General features: G+C 57.4%; 18 protein-coding genes and 2 pseudogenes. 8 read left to right on the top strand and 12 right to left on the bottom strand.

All coding sequences use genetic code 11. The features are described from left to right. The first annotated feature begins 9 nt into the window (after window positions 1-9). The 7 genes and pseudogenes from AB4874_RS11465 (at window position 10) to AB4874_RS11430 (ending at window position 5598) form a co-directional block, all read left to right on the top strand. Window positions 10-2217, top strand: coding sequence for a chemotaxis protein CheA (locus tag AB4874_RS11465; protein ID WP_368392090.1), 2208 nt, complete (start codon window positions 10-12; stop codon window positions 2215-2217). Window positions 2218-2221: 4 nt separating this feature from the next. Beyond that, the gene (locus AB4874_RS11460) at window positions 2222-2692 is read left to right on the top strand and encodes a chemotaxis protein CheW (protein ID WP_295535842.1); all 471 of its coding nucleotides are present in this window, start codon (window positions 2222-2224) and stop codon (window positions 2690-2692) included. Then, window positions 2689-3576 (top strand): CheR family methyltransferase, encoded by an 888-nt coding sequence (locus AB4874_RS11455; protein WP_368392089.1) that lies wholly within the window; start codon window positions 2689-2691, stop codon window positions 3574-3576. Before AB4874_RS11460 ends, AB4874_RS11455 begins: the two co-directional genes overlap by 4 nt. Beyond that, entirely contained in the window at window positions 3567-3953 is a 387-nt protein-coding gene (locus AB4874_RS11450; protein WP_295535846.1) for a response regulator, read from the top strand. The genes AB4874_RS11455 and AB4874_RS11450 overlap by 10 nt, the downstream gene beginning before the upstream one ends. A 3-nt stretch (window positions 3954-3956) precedes the next feature. Continuing rightward, a complete protein-coding gene (locus AB4874_RS11445; protein ID WP_368392088.1) occupies window positions 3957-4340 on the top strand; it encodes a DUF8776 family protein in 384 nt (127 codons plus the stop codon). A 104-nt stretch (window positions 4341-4444) separates the two neighbouring features. After that, window positions 4445-5294: pseudogene (locus AB4874_RS20065) on the top strand (IS5 family transposase). A 28-nt stretch (window positions 5295-5322) separates the two neighbouring features. After that, a complete protein-coding gene (locus tag AB4874_RS11430; RefSeq protein ID WP_368392087.1) occupies window positions 5323-5598 on the top strand; it encodes a hypothetical protein in 276 nt (91 codons plus the stop codon). A 765-nt stretch (window positions 5599-6363) separates the two neighbouring features. Here the strand turns inward: AB4874_RS11430 and AB4874_RS11425 are convergent. Genes AB4874_RS11425 through AB4874_RS11415 form a run of 3 tightly spaced genes read right to left on the bottom strand, consistent with a single transcriptional unit; the run spans window position 6364 to window position 9049 of the window. After that, on the bottom strand, window positions 6364-7881 hold the full coding sequence (locus AB4874_RS11425; RefSeq protein ID WP_368392086.1) for a hypothetical protein: 1518 nt from the start codon (window positions 7879-7881) through the stop codon (window positions 6364-6366). Further along, window positions 7881-8624: an FAD:protein FMN transferase gene (locus AB4874_RS11420; protein ID WP_368392085.1), complete on the bottom strand. Its 744-nt coding sequence runs from the start codon at window positions 8622-8624 to the stop codon at window positions 7881-7883. The genes AB4874_RS11425 and AB4874_RS11420 overlap by 1 nt, the downstream gene beginning before the upstream one ends. Window positions 8625-8635: 11 nt before the next feature. Then, entirely contained in the window at window positions 8636-9049 is a 414-nt protein-coding gene (locus AB4874_RS11415; RefSeq protein ID WP_295535857.1) for an FMN-binding protein, read from the bottom strand. Between the two features lie 533 nt (window positions 9050-9582). On the opposite strand from AB4874_RS11415, the pseudogene AB4874_RS11410 reads away from it, so the two are divergent. Beyond that, a pseudogene (locus tag AB4874_RS11410) lies at window positions 9583-10141 on the top strand (integrase core domain-containing protein); the annotation flags it as partial. A gap of 131 nt (window positions 10142-10272) precedes the next feature. Here AB4874_RS11410 and AB4874_RS11405 read toward each other — a convergent pair. The 9 genes from AB4874_RS11405 to AB4874_RS11365 all read right to left on the bottom strand — a co-directional run bounded on the left by AB4874_RS11405 (window position 10273) and on the right by AB4874_RS11365 (window position 18454). Then, the gene (locus tag AB4874_RS11405) at window positions 10273-11448 is read right to left on the bottom strand and encodes an acetyl-CoA C-acyltransferase (RefSeq protein WP_368392084.1); all 1176 of its coding nucleotides are present in this window, start codon (window positions 11446-11448) and stop codon (window positions 10273-10275) included. A gap of 8 nt (window positions 11449-11456) precedes the next feature. Further along, the gene (locus tag AB4874_RS11400; protein WP_368392083.1) at window positions 11457-12749 is read right to left on the bottom strand and encodes an ArgE/DapE family deacylase; all 1293 of its coding nucleotides are present in this window, start codon (window positions 12747-12749) and stop codon (window positions 11457-11459) included. Between the two features lie 8 nt (window positions 12750-12757). Then, complete coding sequence (locus AB4874_RS11395) at window positions 12758-13390, bottom strand: 3-oxoacid CoA-transferase subunit B (RefSeq protein WP_438273474.1); 633 nt, start codon at window positions 13388-13390, stop codon at window positions 12758-12760. 7 nt (window positions 13391-13397) lie between these two features. Beyond that, entirely contained in the window at window positions 13398-14090 is a 693-nt protein-coding gene (locus tag AB4874_RS11390; protein ID WP_295536974.1) for a CoA transferase subunit A, read from the bottom strand. After that, window positions 14087-15445 (bottom strand): aminotransferase family protein, encoded by a 1359-nt coding sequence (locus tag AB4874_RS11385; RefSeq protein ID WP_368392081.1) that lies wholly within the window; start codon window positions 15443-15445, stop codon window positions 14087-14089. Before AB4874_RS11385 ends, AB4874_RS11390 begins: the two co-directional genes overlap by 4 nt. Further along, window positions 15442-16212 carry an amino acid ABC transporter ATP-binding protein gene (locus AB4874_RS11380; protein WP_368392080.1) on the bottom strand — a complete coding sequence of 257 codons (771 nt, stop codon included), beginning with the start codon at window positions 16210-16212 and terminating at the stop codon, window positions 15442-15444. The genes AB4874_RS11385 and AB4874_RS11380 overlap by 4 nt, the downstream gene beginning before the upstream one ends. Window positions 16213-16228: 16 nt before the next feature. Continuing rightward, window positions 16229-16885, bottom strand: coding sequence for an amino acid ABC transporter permease (locus tag AB4874_RS11375; RefSeq protein ID WP_295536979.1), 657 nt, complete (start codon window positions 16883-16885; stop codon window positions 16229-16231). 44 nt (window positions 16886-16929) lie between these two features. Continuing rightward, a complete protein-coding gene (locus AB4874_RS11370) occupies window positions 16930-17577 on the bottom strand; it encodes an amino acid ABC transporter permease (RefSeq protein WP_368392079.1) in 648 nt (215 codons plus the stop codon). A gap of 88 nt (window positions 17578-17665) precedes the next feature. Further along, window positions 17666-18454 (bottom strand): transporter substrate-binding domain-containing protein, encoded by a 789-nt coding sequence (locus AB4874_RS11365; RefSeq protein ID WP_295536983.1) that lies wholly within the window; start codon window positions 18452-18454, stop codon window positions 17666-17668. Window positions 18455-18519 lie beyond the last annotated feature (65 nt).

Here is an 18519-nt window from a genome sequence, read left to right as displayed (position 1 = left end):
GAGAGAGCGATGTCCACGGACCCGATGGCAGAAATCAAGGCCTCATTCTTTGTTGAATGCGATGAGCTGCTCGAAAGCTTGCAAGATGCGCTCACCGATATGGATGAGGGTAACTATGACAGTGAAACGATCAACGTGGTCTTTCGGGCTGTGCATTCAATCAAGGGCGGCGCGGGCGCGTTTGGTCTTGATGCGCTGGTCGCCTTTGCACATCGCTACGAAACCGTCATGGATGAGGTGCGTTCGGGGCGGCTCGAGATCGACCATGGCTCGCTCAAATTGTTTTTTCACACCGCCGATTTTCTAGCCGATCAAGTTTCGGCCGCGCGCGATGGTTTACCCGAACCCGACGGCTCCGAGGCTTGCTTGCAAGAACTAGAGGCGTTGATGGGAGATGCGCTCCCCGCGCCGGTCGAAGAGGACGTAAGCGATTTCCAACCGATGGGGCTAAGCCTTGATCTGGGGATCACCGATGCCGACTTCGGCGATTTTGGGCTGCCCTCGCTCGATGACGGCGCTTCAGAACACGATGCCGCATGGTCACTGACCTTTACGCCCAGCGATGCTCTCTATGCTTCGGGCAATGATCCGGCGCATTTGTTGCGCACTTTGCGAGAATTGGGTGATGTAACGGTACGATGCGACTTGACGGCGCTACCGGAATTCGACGCTCTCGATACGCAGCAGTCCTATCTAAGCTGGCACGCAACCCTCCCGGGCGAGTTGGACGAAAGCGATATTCGCGAAGTTTTCGATTTCGTCGAGGACGTCTGCAGTCTTGAGCTGACGCGTGAAACGCAGACAACGCCCGAAGCAGATGATAATTTGCCCCTTGCGGACCTAGCGCCACAGATCGAAGCCGCCCCAAATTCCGTCGCGCCTACAGATGTTGTCCCAACAGAGCCGCCTGAATCCGAGCCAAACAACACTGCGCCCGCAGATAAGCCGGCCGCGGCCCCTGCCCCCGTCGCCCCCCCACTCAAGGGCGCCCCTCAAGCCAATGCAACCGCTGAACCGGGGGCTACGGTGCGTGTCGATCTCGAACGCATCGACAGGCTGGTGAACCTTGTGGGCGAATTGGTGATCAACCAGGCAATGCTGGCACAATCCGTCGCCGAGGCCGGATTGCCGCAAAATTCAAAGGTGATGACCGGTCTCGAAGCCTTCATGATGCTCACGCGCGACATCCAAGACAGCGTCATGATGATCCGCGCCCAACCCGTGAAACCTCTGTTCCAGCGCATGGGCCGGATCGTGCGCGAGGCATCTGCCGCCGTGGCAAAAGAGGTGCGCCTGCGCACTGAAGGTGAGGCGACCGAGGTCGATAAGACGGTTATTGAACGGCTGGCAGACACGCTGACCCACATGATCCGCAATGCCGTTGATCATGGGCTCGAGACCCCTGACATTCGTGAAGCTGCCGGTAAACCGCGTGAAGGGGTCATCACCCTCTCTGCGCAGCACCGATCGGGCCGCGTGGTCATCGAGATCACCGATGACGGTGCAGGAATCAATCGCAAAAAGGTTTTGGAAAAAGCAATTTCCAAAGGATTGGTACCGCCCGAAGCAAACCTGTCTGATGGCGAAATCGACAATCTTCTCTTCTTGCCCGGGTTTTCAACAGCGGATCAAATCTCTGCCCTTTCGGGTCGTGGGGTCGGCATGGATGTTGTGCGCAGCTCCATTCAGGCGCTGGGCGGGCGGATTGCGATCACGTCCGAGCCCGGCAAAGGCACCCGCTTCTCAATATCGCTGCCCCTTACTCTCGCTGTGCTTGATGGGATGGTGATCAATGTCGCAGGAGAGACGCTGGTTGTCCCACTTTCTGCCATTATCGAAACTGCGACACTGACGAGCGACGACATTCGATCGCTCGGGCCACAAACCAATGTCATTCATGTACGCGGCGATTTCGTCCCTCTCTACGATCTAGGGGCAGAACTGGGCTACCGGGCACCGAAATCATCCTATGAAGGCGGCATTGTCTTGCTCACAGCACAAGACGATGGCGAACGCTCGGCCCTGGTCGTTGATGCGATCATGGAACAGCGCCAAGTGGTCATCAAAGGGCTGCAACAGTCCTACGGCCATATTCCAGGCGTCGCTGCCGCCACAATTCTTGGCGATGGGCAAATCGCCCTGATCCTCGACCCCGCCGACCTCGTCCAAAACGCATCGGGCCGCACCCGCGGCTTTGATATCGCCCTTGCAGGATAGGACCATGACTGAAAACACAAACAAAAAAACCAGCGCCTCTGAAGTCGAACTACTTTCTTTCCGACTTGGCGAAGAGGAATACAGCGTCGATATCATGTCCGTACGCGAAATTCGCGGCTGGACGCGTGCAACGCCGTTGCCGCACGCCCCCGACTTTGTACGCGGAGTAATTAACTTGCGCGGCACGGTATTGCCGGTTGTGGATCTCTCTGTCCGCCTTGGGATGGCTCCGGTCATGGGGGATGCGCGCAACGTCATCATCGTCGTGCAGATGGGGGCACAAACCGCTGGGCTCCTTGTTGATGCTGTATCCGACATTTTGAATTTGCCGCGCACGGATTTGCAGCCCCCCCCCGATCTCGCCGCCGACTCCGCACATAGCTATATTTCGGCACTCACCATTGTCGAAGGCCGGATGATCCGCGTTCTTGATCTTGCATCGGTTCTGCCCGAAGACGCTGTCGAGGCGGCATGAATACGCAAACTCCTCTCCCTCCCGGATCGCTCAGGCAGATTGTACCAAGCGAAGCAGAACTGAATACTATTGCCACGATCTTGCACGAAGCGGCCGGGATCGTCATTGCGCCGGGAAAAACGTCAATGGTGCAATCGCGCCTCGCCAAACGGCTTCGCGCGCTGCAACTTAATGATTATGCGAGTTATATCGCGCTCGTGCGCTCAAGTGAGGGTATCGCGGAACGTCGTGAAATGATCTCAGCGCTAACGACAAATGTGACACATTTTTTCCGCGAAAAGCACCATTTTGACACGTTGCGCACTAATGCTCTGCCTCCGCTGATTGCGCGGGCGCGTGCAGGTGGTCGGGTGCGCATCTGGTCGGCGGGAAGTTCGAACGGTCAAGAGGCCTATACAATCGCGATGGTTCTGGCGGAGTTGGCGCCTGATTTCGACCGCCTCGACATCCGCATCCTTGCCTCGGATATTGACCCCATGATGATCGCACGCGGGCGCTCAGGCATCTATCCCGAAACGGCGATTGAACCGATCCCGACCGACTTGCAACGAAAGTATTTCAGCGCCTGCGATGCCGGCGCCGAGGTGATCGCGCCATTGCGGAAACTGGTGTCGTTCAAAGAATTGAACTTGCACAATCCATGGCCAATGTCGGGTAAATTCGACGTAATTTTTTGTCGCAATGTGGTGATCTATTTCGATCCCCCAGCACAAGCGAAACTTTGGCAAAGATTTGAAAACCAACTTGCCCCAGGAGGTTGGCTTTTCCTAGGGCATTCTGAACGCATCACACCCGTTCCTGGCAGTCAACTGACCTCTGCCGGAGTGACTACATACCGCTTGCCCGAGTCGGGCCCCAAGTCCGGAGACACAACATGGCCCTAAGAGACCAGATACGTATTATGGTCGTTGATGACATGTCCACCAGTCGGGGACTGATCACCCAAGCGTTGGATGCGATGGGGGTTCGCCAGGTTGGCTCTGCAACCGACGGCCACGGCGCAATGCAAATCCTCGAAAAATCGCCCGTTCATTTGGTTATCTCAGATTACAACATGCCGGGTATGGACGGGCTACAACTACTACACGCTCTTCGCACCCACCCAAAATCGAAATCGGTAGGATTTATCTTGATCACTGGTCGCGCAGATCGTGAAATTATCGAGACTGGACGAAAACTAGGAATGAATAACTTCCTCAAAAAACCGTTCACTCCACAAGAGCTCAAAGCCTGTATTGAAGCAGTTGTGGGGCGTTTGTAAAAAATGGAATCACGCCAAAAAAAAGATCAAATGTCGCATCACGCAATGGCGCTTGATACGCTGGCTGCGCGCGTTGGTGAAGAACTTGAGACACTGGCGCGCCTTTCAACGGATGTGCAGCGAGCGCTTTCAAATTGCTCCTTGCCTGCTGATACCGATGCACAAGTCATCCGTGGCCTGCAAGGCATCGACCGTATCACGCAATCTCTTGAGGATTTGGGGCGGTTAATGTCAGATGTTGCGGTCGAGATCCCCAAAGGCATACCGCTGCAAGCAGAGCCAATATTGTCGCGACTGCGTCTACATGAGTTGGTTGACAGCCTTAATCCGGCTCACGAAAAAAAAGTGATGCCACGCGAAGATGATGGTGAGATCATATGGCTTTAGGCTCAAGCTCCATTCCTCGGCTTGCGATGACCTTTGCGAGGTGTTTCACTCTCTCCATCTAGAGGGGAGTTCAATGAGCTTTTTTCCGGCTGATCGACGAGCAGATGGAGCGGCGTGGACCGTATTTTCCGAACAGCAACGGCAAGCCACGGGTTGATGACAGGCGTGTTTTGAGCGAGATAGTATTCGTCAAGCCCAATGGGTTGAAGTGGCGCAATGCGCCCCGGGAAAATAGCTTGCGCAAGAGGCTCACCAAGCGCTAGAGCGGGACGGGCGTATTCGCCAAGAACTTCGAAGGATTGGCTGTCGAGGCGACAGTGCCGGGGCCGATCATGCTCCCTCTCATTAACTGCTGCGCAATCAATGAGAGGGCAACGGACGAGCGCTATCCACTGCCCGGCAGTTGTTTGCATGCAAATCACGAGACGGTGCAAGATGCACCGCACCGCGAAAAATATAGGCGAGAAAAAGGGGGGCGTGGGCGACTGTTCCATTGCCCAGAAGAGCAATGCACTGCAATGGCCCGAGAGGGACCAAGCTGCATGCTGTGCGTGACGGCCAGGGCCGGCCCCTCAGTCTATGCGTCACTGCTGGCCAGGTCAGTGATTACATCGGAGCGCGGGCATTACTGAGCAATTCGCCAAAGGTCGAGTGGCTTCTCGGGCCCTCTCATCGAAACTGCGACTCGGCTGCCGGACAGCGGATCGCGTATACTACGCCGACTGGTTTAGAGAAGCATTGAAAGACAAGGGCATACTCGCTTGTATGTAGGGTCGCAGACAACGCAAGACGCCCGTGAAATACGACAAGCGGCGATACAAACACCGTAACCACATCGAGATCATGTTTCGCAGGCTCTAGGACTGGCGCCGCGTTGCAACGCGGTATGATCGCTGCCCAAAGGTCTTCCTTTCGGTTATCGCCCTCGCTGCAACCCTCATTTATTGGCGATGAGATGCTATAACGGGGCCTGCGTCGCGTAATGCCCGTTGCCGCTTGCAAGATAAGAGGCAAGCTGTCGCCGTTCCCGTATTGGATCCACACGGAGGACTACGGGATAAGACGGTTTGTAGGACTGGACGTATCACTGGCCAAAACCTCGATCTGCGTGATCCGCGAGCATGGCAAAATCATCAAGTTAGCCGAGGCTCCGAGTGAACCTGCGGCTTTGGCGGCTTGGCTGGATGACTTGGACGGCACAATTGCGGCGGTCGGTCTTCAACCGATCCGTTATCACAGTGGCTGCATCGTGACCTGACTGTAGCCGGGATTGATGCTGTGGGGATAGAAACAAGCCAAGGTAAAGCAGGCGCGCAATGCCCTCGGCGTCCCGCCGGTCCGTCTTGATCGCCATGGCCTACAAGGAACCCTTCCCTTGCCGGGTTCCGGCCCGTTCACTGCAAATCCGTTTCGGCGCAAGAAGTCCGTGCCTTGCTCGGTGCCCGCAAGGCCGTCCAGCAGGGAATGATCGCCTTGGCCAGGCGTATCGGTGTGATCCTTCATCGGATGTGGTTCGATGATACCCACTTCCAGTCTGACATGATCGTGCCACATGCAGCCTGAAGACTTGAGTTTCCAACCGTTGTCTGCCGAACAGCAGGCCATCGAGGTCCCCCCAGGGACGCGGTTCCGATGATGCCGTGGTCAGGACTGTTGCCGATCCAAATCGAGCACGCCAATGAGATGGGCACGTCGGAATTGCATTGAACCAGCATCATGTTGGCAGCCAGGCGCTGCCAACGGACCGAAGCATGCACCCGGGAGGATATCAAACGAAGGCGGTGGTGACAGCAGGGCGGCCTAGAAAGAACCAAAGTAAAAACTGCACATCAGCGGCTGGCCGCCCATGTACAAAATCACTTGACTGGGACGGCCCCGTTACCAAAGTCCTGAGCCTGATTTTATGCAGAATTTTCCCTTAACCGCCTTCCACTTGGGTGCACTGCTGCATCAATCTGCTGCCAGCCGCATCTGCGCGAGCGGGTGCGCATCCGTACCGACCGGCTGTTCTAAGCGTGCGCCGTCAGCCAAACCCCGGGAACAGGTCGGTGTGTATCCGGCGGCGCGATGCCCCACAACTGCGCAAGGCCTTGCGAAAGGTCGATACCATGGAGGTGGGCCCCGACACATAGATATAGCGTTCCGCGATATCGGGCACTTCCCGCGCCATCAATTGCGCATCAATCCGACCGGGATGAAGATTGTCCAACCTTGCCTCGGCTTGTGACACAGCATGAATGACTCGCAGCCCCAACTCGCGCTCGGCACGCGCAAGCAGCGGCATGTAGGCAATATCCTCGGCCTGCCGATTGCCATAGAGCAAGATGATGTCACGCTGCTCGCCACGGTCGAGCAAATCCTGAATCATGCTGCGGAACGGGGTGATCCCGATCCCGCCGGCGATTAGCAGAATTTTGCGGCGCGGATTGCGTGGCAAGGTGAACGTTCCCGCGATTTGTGAGCCGTAAATAGCATCGCCGGGCGACATCTCGCACAGATGTTGCTTGAAGGCGCTGGGACCGGAGTAGAATTTCACCCCCAGACGAACGTGATCTTCCGACGGGGACGAGGCAATGGTGAAGGTCCGCCGATTGCCGCGATTGTCGGGTTTGCGCACGCCCAACGTCCAATCCAGATATTGCCCGGCGCGGAAGTTCAAACGCCGATCTGACCGAAAGACGTAGTCATAGCAATCAGCCGCGATACGCTCGACATGAAGAAGCTCAAGGCGGAACCGTCCCTTGGGGCTGGCCGCCCATGCGTAGAGATTGGCCACAAGGAAGGCGAGCTCGGGCGAGAAGTAAAAGTTGGCGATGTGAATATTGGGCGAGGACAACGCCCCAACGAGGATCGCGTAGATATGGCGCGACCAGCGCCCATGCGCAGCGGTCAGCGGCTCGGTCAGCATCGCAAAACCGGCAAAGAACAGCGGCGAATAGATCAGGCCCTGCTGCAGCCCCATCCCCAGCATCTCGGGCGGGGTCGTCAGCACAACGGCTGCGAGGTTTGCCAAAAGGTAGCTGGCGATCATGCCGAGGCGCTGGACCTTATGGGTCACCAGAAGCCCTCCGATCACGACCAAAGGCAACAAGGTCGGACTGCCGCCAACCCACCAGACCGCCGGCTGATTGACCAAAAGGCCCGCCGCCACAGCCCCGATCGCCACCGGGTTGAAGATATGCTTATGCCCGATGGTCAGCACGAATTTCGACCCGATCGCCACAACTGAGGCCACAACAACTCCAAGGATGGACATCGGTTCGCTCGGCACCGCTGGCGGCATGATCAACACCAGGATCAGCGCCGTGATATGCACCGATTCCGCGTTAAGCGGCAGCCTGAGGACATAGCCGAAAAGACGATTGGTTCCCCAAGCACTGACAAAGGTGACGACAAGTGAGAATAGCAACGAGGACGGGCTCATGAACGTGGCGCCGGCCACAGCAAGGCCAAGACCTGCGACAAACAATGCGCCGAGATAGTAGATCATCAAGCGATACATGGTCGTGCCGTTCAGCACGCGTGAAATCAGGGTCATCATCAGGCTACAAACTCCTTGAAACCGGTTGTTGCCAGCGCAGTGCCATCGGGGGCAATTGCATAGCCTTCGAGGCCAGCCATGGCCTCGATGTGATAGATACCGCGTGCGCCCATTGCAAAACCTGCGGTCGCGTGCAGGTCGGCGGTGAGAACGTCTGGAGCAATAACAGTCAATGAGACGACTTCGGTTATAGGCTCGGACGGTTGATGCGGGTTGTAGATGTGGTTCCCGCGCACATAGCTGCCAGAAGTCGCCATGCCGCCCCCTTTCGGCGTCACCACCTTGACGACGTGATCTGGATTGAACGGACTTTGAATGCCTATCCGCCAGTCCATGCCATGCGCATCCCTGCCGGCACATTGGATATCACCCCCCGCATTCACGCAGAAATTCGTCTGTCCTGCCGCGGCAATCTGGCGTGCGGCACGCAAGATCGCCCAACCTTTGACCACCCCGGATGGATCGAGATCTCCATCCGGGCGCAGCGGGTTAAAATAGCCGCCCGTCTCAGCCGATATGTCGCGGGCAATCTCGAGAACTTCGCGCATCTGCGCGCTGATTTCATCGGCGCGCAAAGTCCCCGCATTGAGACGGCTCAACTCGCTGTCATCGCGATAGGGGCTAAAGCGCGCATCCACTCTGGCGAACTCGGAAAAGACCTCATCGATCAGGTCGGTCTCTTCAAGATCAGGCAGGTCTATGGAAATTGGCATTCCCATCATGAGCCGGGTGATTTTGGTCATATCCCCTCAGATCAGTTCAAAGATTGCAGAAGAGCCGCGTGCGTGGAGGCGAGGAAGGCATCGCTCGTCAAGGTCGCGCCCGAGACATTCGAGACATGGGTATTCTGTGCCTGAACAATTTCGGATTTGAGACGCGGAAGGGCGATCGAATTGATGTATCGGCTTGTCCGCCGATCAGTAGGAGAGCGCAGGATATCAATTGCGACAATCTTTCCGTTTTTGATATGGGCTTGGGCCTGAACATATCCGTAATACTGGCGCACTGAGGGGCCGCGATAGGTGCCATCGTGATAATGCAGCGCGCTGCTTGACGTTTTTGTCGCGGCAGAGGGCGCCCAGAACAGACCCGCAGATGCGCTGCCAGCGCTCCAGATCACGACAAGTGCAGTGGCTGCGAGAGTGCGAATGGTAATAGTGGTTTGCATTTTAACCTCATGACTTTTCTTGGGGACGACGCCTTTTGCGAAGGCATGTCGCAGATAAGTTGACTGTCAGAGGCAAACCAGCCGCTCGCAAATCCCGCTTGCGTGATATTCATTGCACGAACCTGAAGCTGGTCAGCAACGGATTGAAAAAAAAGAGCTTTAGAGAATTTTCGACTGAATCTTAGGCTCTGCAACTTTAGTTCTAACTCCCTAAATCAACTACAAGACGTATGCGGTTTTATGGATCGGGAACGGCACTTTTGCAGAACTCACGCTTGAGGCGTGACATCCCCTTTCCCCACTGACGTCCTGCGATGCGAGCGATTGTGGCAGGCCGAGGTCGGAGGAACTTTCATGATCGCGATGCGGACATGGATTTCGGCGTTCAGGCGTGCGTCTCTCTGAATAGCCCCTTGAGGCGCCTTGAGAGCACGCCGCAGCAAATTGTAAGGTGCGGCTGCTCGCGGAACATTTTCATTTAGCGCGTAGGTTTCGAGCGAAGGAGATGTTCAATGACCAAGGATCAACGCGAGATTCTGCGCATCCTTCGTCGCAACGGTATGAACCGGCTTCCGCGCGGCTCCCGTCATGCCAAGCGCTACAACAAACAAGTTCCAGAGCATCACATCCAGTGGACGTCAAGTTCCTGACATCCAATGGACAATAGGGTGAGAAAAACCATCGCTTCCAGTATACAGCTATTGGCGACGTCACCCGGGTTCGCGCCCTGAAAATATCAAGCATACTCAAGCCAATGCGATCGATTTTGTCGACCACATCATTGAGAAGTTCCCCTTCGGCATAAAGGAACTCCGCACTGATAACGGTCACGAGTTCCAAGCAAAGTTTCACTGGCACGTCGAGGATATTGGTATCCGCTACGCCTATATCAGATGCGGAACACCGCAACTGAACGGCAAAGTCGAGCGATTGCACAGATCTGACAGCCTGGAATTATACCAGTTTCTCAGCTATAAAGGTGACGTCGATCTCGAGGCAAAACGGGCGGAATGGGAACGGTTCTACAACTTCCACAGGCCCCATGAAGTTCACAGCGGCAAAACGCCTTACGACGCCCTCAGAGAAAAGCTATACTCACCAAACTCGATGTTCCGCGAGCCGCCGCACCTTACAAATTTACGCCAGATACTGTCCAACAAATGGTCAGTTGTTCACTTCTGATTGGGCCCGAAATTGGCGGATACAGGCACGCACCAAGAACGTCAGAAGATTTCGAACAACCCTGCAGCCCCCTGACCACCGCCGATACACATCGACACAACGCCGTAGCGTGCGCCGCGGCGCTTGCCTTCCAGTAATATATGTCCCGCCATACGCGCCCCCGACATGCCGTAAGGATGGCCGATCGAAATCGCCCCGCCATTCACGTTCAGCCTCTCGTCCGGAATCCCCAGTTTATAGCGGCAATACAGAAGCTGGGCAGCAAAGGCTTCGTTGATTTCCCAGAGATCGATATCATCCATCGACAGTCCCGCCCGGTCCAGAAGGCGTGGGATCGCAAAGACCGGACCTATCCCCATTTCCTCGGGGGCGCAGCCTGCCACCGCAAAGCCCCGGAATGCCCCAAGCGGGGTCAAACCACGCCGGGTCGCCTCGGCGCTCTCCATGATCACGCAGGCCGATGCCCCGTCGGAAAGCTGACTGGCATTGCCAGCAGTGACACATTTATCAGGCCCCAGAACGGGTTTGAGGCTTGCGAGCCCCTCTAACTCTGTCGTCGGACGATTGCACTCATCTGCCTCCAACCTGACCGGCTTCATACTGGTCTCGCCGCTCGCCTTATCGGTGACGATTTTCATCGCGTCGACGGGAACGATCTCATCTGCGAAAAGGCCCGCTGCCTGAGCACGCGCCATGCGTTGCTGACTTTGCAGCGCATAGGCATCTTGTGCGGCACGGCTGACACCGTAGCGCTGCGCGACGATTTCTGCCGTTTCGATCATCGACAGGTAATAGGCATCGCGAACGCCCGGCGCGCGGTAGTGAGACCCGTTCCATTCTGCGTTCTGAACCAGCGAAATGGATTCGAGCCCGCCTGCCAGGGCGACATCAGCGCCTTCGCTTGTCACCATATGCGCCGCCAACGCGATCGCATTCAGCCCCGATGCGCATTGCCGATCCAGCGTCACCCCGGCCACGCTGTCGGGCAGATGAGCGGCCTGCGCAATATGGCGCGCGACGTTGACACCTGTCGTGCCCTGCGTGAGAGCACAACCGAAGACGGCATCTTCAATCTCGCCCCCTTCCAGCCCGGCGCGCGTCACGGCCGCCTTGACTGCATGGGCTGCCAACGCTGGCCCTTCGAGATTGTTGAACGCGCCACGATAGGCCTTGCCTATAGGGGTGCGCGCGGTGGAGACGATGACAGCTTCGCGCATGTTGAACCTCAGATCGTTTCGGTGCCGCACCAGTTCGCGATGAACAGGGCGGTGCTTTGTGTGATGCGGCGGAGGCTTTCCAGCTCCACCCGCTCGTTGAAACCGTGAATGGCCTCGGCGCGCGGGCCATAGACCAGCGCTGGCGTGTCGGCATACAGACCAAAGAAACGCGCATCTGTCGTCGCAGTGATCGCCATCCGATCAAGGGCGCGATCATTGACCGCGAAATGCGCGGCATCCAATGCGCCAATTGCGGCTTTTGCCGTAGCGGATGTGTCGTCGCTCAGCGCATAGCCCTCGGCGAGAAAACCGTGCCAGACGATTTCAGGCAGGGAATTCTTCAAGAAGGCGTTCTCGCGTGCGGCCGCCATCAGTACCTCTTCAATCTGCGCTTTCGCAGCGTCGATGTCCTGCCCCGGATAGATCGCGATCCGCATGTCAAAAACACACCAAGCAGGCACGGAACTGGCCCAATCGCCCCCTTCAATCTTGCCGATATTAAGGTTTATCGGATGATGGGCATGCGCATAGTCGCCATGGCGACACCCCGGCGCGTTCCAGCGCTCTTCAAGCGTGTGAAGTGCGGCAATCAGCGGAATAGCGGCTTCGATCGCGTTCGCGCCACTGCCAGCATAGGCCACATGGGTCGGCAGGCCCTTCAGATGCACCTGCGCCCAGATCACGCCAAGTTGGGCGCTGACCAGTTTTTCTTCGAACGGTTCGGGGATCAGCGCGGCCTCGGCTCGATAGCCGCGCTCGAGACAGGCCAAGGCACCGTTGCCAGTGCATTCCTCTTCGACCACCGATTGATAGAAAACATCTGCTGCGGGCGCGAGATTGAGATGGCGCAGCGCATCCAGCGCAAAGAGGTTAGAGACCAGCCCCGCCTTCATATCCCCTGCCCCGCGCCCATAGAGCCAACCGTCATCGACATGGGGCGAGAAAGGTGGGCTGTCCCACATATCCAGCGGCCCCGCGGGCACGACATCTATATGGCCGTTCAGGATCAGCGAACGGCCCTTGCGGGTCGTGCTGCGATGGCTGCCCACCACATTCATGGCATCTTCATACTCCCCGATCACCGGCGAAAAACCGGGCAGATCGCGGATTTTGTCCAACTCAATCTGCCAGCGGTCCACCTCAAGGCCACGCTCGGCCAGCGCGCTGGCCATGAAATCCTGTGCGCTTTGCTCATTCCCGCGCGTCGAGGGATGCGCGGTCAGCTCGCTCAGGAACGCGACTTCGCTATCAAACAGGTCATCGACCGCGCTGAGAAGCCGGGTTTGCAGGTCTTGGTCCATCATCGGCCTCAAAAGGTTGGAATGTCGGATTGCGGGATGGCGATCGGGGCGCCCGTCGCGGCACGAAGCTCTGCCACGCTGACGCCGGTGGCCAGTTCGCGCAGCGCAAAGCCATTTGGCGTCACATCCACCACCGCCATATCCGTATAAATCCGCGCCACTCGGCCTCGTGCCGTCAACGGCAGCGTGCAGGCGTCCAGCAGTTTCGGATTGCCCTTGCGGTCGCAATGGGTGGTCATCACCACCACGCGGCGCGCTTTTTGCGCCAGCTCGATCGCGCCGCCTGCCCCCGGAGAAAACTTACCCGGAATCTTCCAGTTCGCCAGATCACCATTGCGCGCCACCTCGAAAGCGCCCAGCAGCGTCAGATCAAGCCGCCCCGAGCGCACCAGCGCAAAAGACACCGCACTGTCGAAAAACGCCGAGCCGGGAATGGTCGAAACATAGGCCCCGCCCGCGTCGATCAGATTACGATCTGCCTCATCATACGGCAGCATCGCACCAATGCCCGTCAGGCCATTTTCGGAATGCAGACAGACCGGGAAATCGGCAGGCAAATGGTTGACGACCTGTGTTGGCAAGCCAATTCCCAGATTGACCACCATACCCGGAGCAATTTCTTGCGCCGCGCGCGCCACCATGCGGGATCTAGCGTCTGACAATGCCATACTCCTGAGAAAGTTCTTTTATTTCAACGACGTGATCGACGAAAGCGCCGGTGGTCTCGACCGCGTCCGGCGCAAGGCCTCCTAGCGGCACAAGGGCTTCGGCCTCGACGATGACGCGCGCAGCCGCCATCGCCATCAACGGGTTGAAATTGCGCGCAGTGGCAGCGTAGGCGAGATTGCCAAACGGATCTGCGATGGCTGCGTGGATCAGCGCCACATCGGCGCGCAGCGCGGGTTCAACCAACATTGCGCGCCCATTCATCTCAACCACCTGTTTGCCATTGGCCAGTTCGGTCTCAATGCCAATATCGGTCAAGATTGCGCCCAAACCGGCCCCACCTGCGCGGATACGTTCTGCCAAGATGCCCTGAGCGCAGAATTCGACCTCAAGATCACCCGAATTCATGGCCGCGATTGCATTTGCGTTAAGGCCCAGATGGGTCACGATCAGTTTGCGCACCTGACCGTTTTTAATCAGGTGGTCGATCCCCATTCCCGCCTCGTTGGCGTCGTTCTTGACCAACACCAAATCGCGCTGGCCTTGGCGAGCCAACTCGTTCAGGAGCGTGAAAGGTGTTCCGGGAACGCCAAACCCGCCGACCAAAACTGTCGCGCCATTGGGGATTGCGGCGATCACATCGTGGAGTTCCGTGGATTTGTCAGGGAGCTTCATTCCGCCGCCCCTTCCAACACGGGCAAGGCGTGTTTTTCGGCGAACGCATCCAGTGCATCGCACAGTATTTCCATAATTTCGTCGATCTGCGCTTCGGTCACGATGAGAGGTGGGCAAACCAGGAAATGATCTCCCTCTTTGCCCCCGCGTGTGCGCCGAGAATAGATGATCAGCCCGCGTTCATACGCCAGTTCAACCAGCTCGACATGGGCGTTCCAATCCTTGGGCAACACCGCCATCGTCTCGCGGTCCGAAACCAGCTCAAAGGCCAGCAAAAGCCCCTTGCCGCGCACGTCGCCGATAAAGGGATACCGCTCCATCAACCCGGTCAGGCGGGCTTTGAGCACGTCGCCCATCCGCGCGGCATTGCCAATGATGTCGTGCTCTTCCATCTCTTCCAGAACGGCCAGACCCGCCGCGCAGGCCAGCGGATTTCCTGCATAGGTAAAGCCATGCTGAAACCCGCCTGAGTCCAGAAGCGCCTCGACCATATCGTTGCGTGCGACCACAGCGCCAAGCGGCGCATAGCCCGCGCCAAACCCTTTCGACATCGCGACAATATCGGGGGTGATCCCCCAGTGCTCGGCGGCAAGAAATTTCCCGGTGCGCCCTGCCCCGGTCATGACTTCATCATAGATCAGCAAGACGCCGTATTCTCGGCAGATCTCGGCCACGCGGGCATAATAGCTGTCGGGCGCGACCAGCGCACCGGTCGAGGCCCCGCCAACGGGCTCCATAAGAAATGCCAACACGCTATCGGGCCCCTCGGCCAAGATTTTCTCGCGCAGCATTTCGGCATATTTGATACCGCGTTGCTCCTCGCTCAGATTGTCGCGATCAAGATAGCAGGTCGGCGCGGGGATTTTCGGCATCTCCTCAAACATCGGCGCGAAAGCACCGGTGAATAGCGGGCTGCCCGTCACCCCAAGCGACCCCATCGTGGCGCCATGATAAGAGGGCATGCGCGAGATCACCTTCCAGCGGCTTCCCTGCCCCTGAGTGACCGCATATTGGCGCGCAAGCTTGATCGCCGTTTCCACCGCCTCAGAGCCGCCGGACACAAAAAACACCCGATCCAGCCCCTCGGGCATAAGCCCCGCGACTTTGGCGGCTAGCTTTTCAGAGGGTTCGGTGCGGAAATGCAGGCGATACCCGAACGTCGCACGGTCCATCTGCGCCTTCATCTTGGCCAGAACATTGGGGTTGGAATGGCCGATATTGGACACCATCGCCCCGGACGAGCCGTCAATATAGCGCTTACCCGACACATCATAGAGATAGATCCCCTCGCCATAATCCAGAAACGGGCGCGGCTGGCGGGATTGGTAGAACAGGTGAGACTGCTCGGTCTTCATTTCGCACCTTCAAGATGTTTGCGCAGGAAATTTTGGGTTCGCTCTTGCGTCGGGTTTTTGAAGACCAGTTCAGGTGGGCCTTCTTCAACAACCAGACCTTTGTCCATGAAGATCACGCGGTCGCAGACCGAGGCCGCGAAATCCATTTCATGGGTGACGATGATCATCGTCATATGCTCCTCAGCGAGCTTTTTCATCACGAGGTTCACCTCCTCCACCAACTCGGGATCGAGCGCAGAGGTCGCTTCGTCAAACAGCATCAGCTTGGGCTTCATCGCCAAGGCTCGCGCAATTGCCACGCGCTGCTTCTGCCCGCCCGAAAGCTGCGAGGGGTAGTAGTCGATCCGCTCAAGCATCCCGACATGATCAAGCTGTTCTTCGGCCAGCGTATCGGCCTCTTTGTCAGAAATCTTCTTGAGCAGCTTGGGCGCCATCGTGACATTCTCGCGCACGGTGAGATGGGGAAACAGGTTGAAATGCTGAAACACCATCCCGATCTGCTGACGCATCTCGTTGATATGATTTTCATATTGGCGATGCGGCAGGGCTTTGTTGACCTGCAGCCCGTCCAGCCAGACCTCACCAGCAGTCAGCGGATCAAGGTCGTTGATCGCGCGCAACAGCGTGGATTTCCCCGATCCCGAGGGGCCGATAATCGCAACGATCTGACCGCGCTCGACCGTGAGAGAGATGTCCTTGAGAACCTCTAGCTTGCCATAGGACTTCTGAGCATGGCGGATCTCAACGAAAGGATGTGTCTGTGTCATGTCGCTTCCTCTGGCTTCAGCGAGAGAGACGGTTGCGCTTTTCGAACCCGCGCAGCACCGCCTCCATTCCCAGGTTGATGACGTAATAAAGCACCGCAGCAGCTGCGTAGAATTCAAACGGACGATAGGTGCGCCCGATGGCAAGCTGAGCAGACAGGGTCAATTCGCTCACGCCGATCACCGACACCAACGCGCTATCTTTAAGCAGTGCGATCATGTTGTTGCCGATGGGCGGTAGTACATCGCGCACCGCTTGCGGCACGACGACACGCATCAGCGCCTGACGCCGAGACAGACCCAGCGTGCGTGCGGCCTCCATCTGCCCCTTGTCGACAGCCACCATCGCGGTCTGGATCAATTCAGAATTATAGACCGCATAGTGAAAGCCAAGCCCGATCACGCCCGCGACGAAAGCCGGAAGATCGACCCCAATCTGTGCGAGGCCAAAGTAAATCAGGAACAGCTGCAACAGCAGCGGCGTGCCCATAAACAGCCACGAGACGAAACGGAACGGCAAGCGCACCACAAGCGGCCCATAAAGGGCGACAACCGCCAGCAGGATGCCTCCGAAGAAGCTTAGCACTGCAGAGGTGGCGGTAATAGCGATGGTCCAAAGAACACCAAGGGCCAACGTGCCATAAAAGGGCGGGATAACGGAGAAATCGAGACCCATAGCTCACTCCTGTTCCACAGCATTGCGAGGGAAAAGACGCATGATCATTGCAGGCGCGCCCGGCGATCGAGATAGGCGACGCCCTTGCCTGTGATCGTAATGATCACGAGGTAGAGAATGCCTGCGAGGAAGAACATCTCGAAGGGTTTATAGGTCGACCCGATATAGCGTTGCGCGGTGTAGGTCAGTTCGACAACCGAGATCGCCGAGACCAATGCGGTCCCCTTGATCTGCGCGTTAATATTGACACCAAGCGGGCGGATCATCAGGCGCATTGCTTGGGGCAAAACCACCTTGCGAAAGCTCTGTGCGCGCGACAGGCCCAGCGTGCGGGCTGCCTCGCCTTGCCCCTCATCGACCGAGATGATCGCGCCGCGCATCGTTTCGGTCATATAGGCCCCGATATTGAGCCCCAGACCAATCACGCCTGCACTGAACGCGTCCAACTGGATGCCGATCTGCGGGCCGCCAAAATACAGCAAGAACAACTGAATAAGCGCGGGCGTGCCACGAAACAAGCTGACATAGGCTGCCCCCAAAAACCGCACGATTGCAAAGCGCGAGAACCGCGCCGTGGCCCCCAAAGCGCCACAAATCAGCCCGAGCACGGTTGTCAAAACCGAAAGCTCGAGAGTGACCAAGGCCGCCTTGAGAAAATAGGGATAGACCTTGAGGATCAGTTCCACGTCCATACGTTTTCGCCCCGGTTCTTGGGATGATCGAAGTCCCAGCACCCGCCATTCTCATGCGCGGCAGGTGCTGGGAGTTTGCTACCTGAATTTAGCGGATGTCGCCGCCGACCCATTTCTTGGCAAGCTCAAGATAGGTGCCGTCCGCCTGCATCGCGTCCAATGCGTCCTGCATCGCCTTGTGCAATTCGGGATTGCCTTTGCGGATCGCGATCCCGGCCTCATCGGCCACACCACCCAGCTTGACGTCGAGCTGTTTGATCGGTGCATCGTTTTTCGTGATGGCCAGCAGCACCGGAATATCGTCGTTGACGATTGCATCGACGCGGCCGTTTTCCAGTTCCAACATGAGTTCGGGCAGACCTTTATAGGTGCGCACCTTGTAGCCTTGTTCGCGGGCCCATTGCTCATGCGTCTCACCCAACGTGGCGCCAAGGGTCGCCGTCTTCAGATCGTCGAGCGTCTTGATTTTGCTATCCTTGGTCACAAAGATACCGCGACGCATGCGGTAATACGGGCCAACGAAATCGACGACCTTTTCGCGGTCCGGAGTGATCGACATGGACCCGATGATGGCGTCATATTTATTGGCCAACAACCCGCCGATAATTCCGTCCCAAGCGGTCGTGATGATCTCAACTTTGAGGCCCATGCGCTTGGCGATCTCTTCGCCAATAGCCGGATCGAACCCGACAACCTGATTCTCTTCATTGATGAAGTTGAAGGGAGGATATGCGCCCGACATAGCAATGCGCATCACACCGTTTTTCTTGAGGGTTTCCAGCTCATCTGCAAAGGCAATCCCCGGCAACGAGACGCCAGCGGCAGCCAGCGCGCTAACGCCGACAAGGGATTTGAGAACGGTTCTACGATTGGTCATGTAACTCTCCTGATGGATTGCGATACACGGTCGCCCTGTTCCCGGAACGTCCCGCGCTGGAGGGG

This window comes from Thioclava arctica, from assembly GCF_040892615.1.
Classification (GTDB): Bacteria; Pseudomonadota; Alphaproteobacteria; order Rhodobacterales; family Rhodobacteraceae; genus Thioclava; species Thioclava arctica.
The sequence above is the reverse complement of the archived record's forward strand: the minus strand, read 5'-3'. Positions and strand labels throughout refer to the sequence as shown.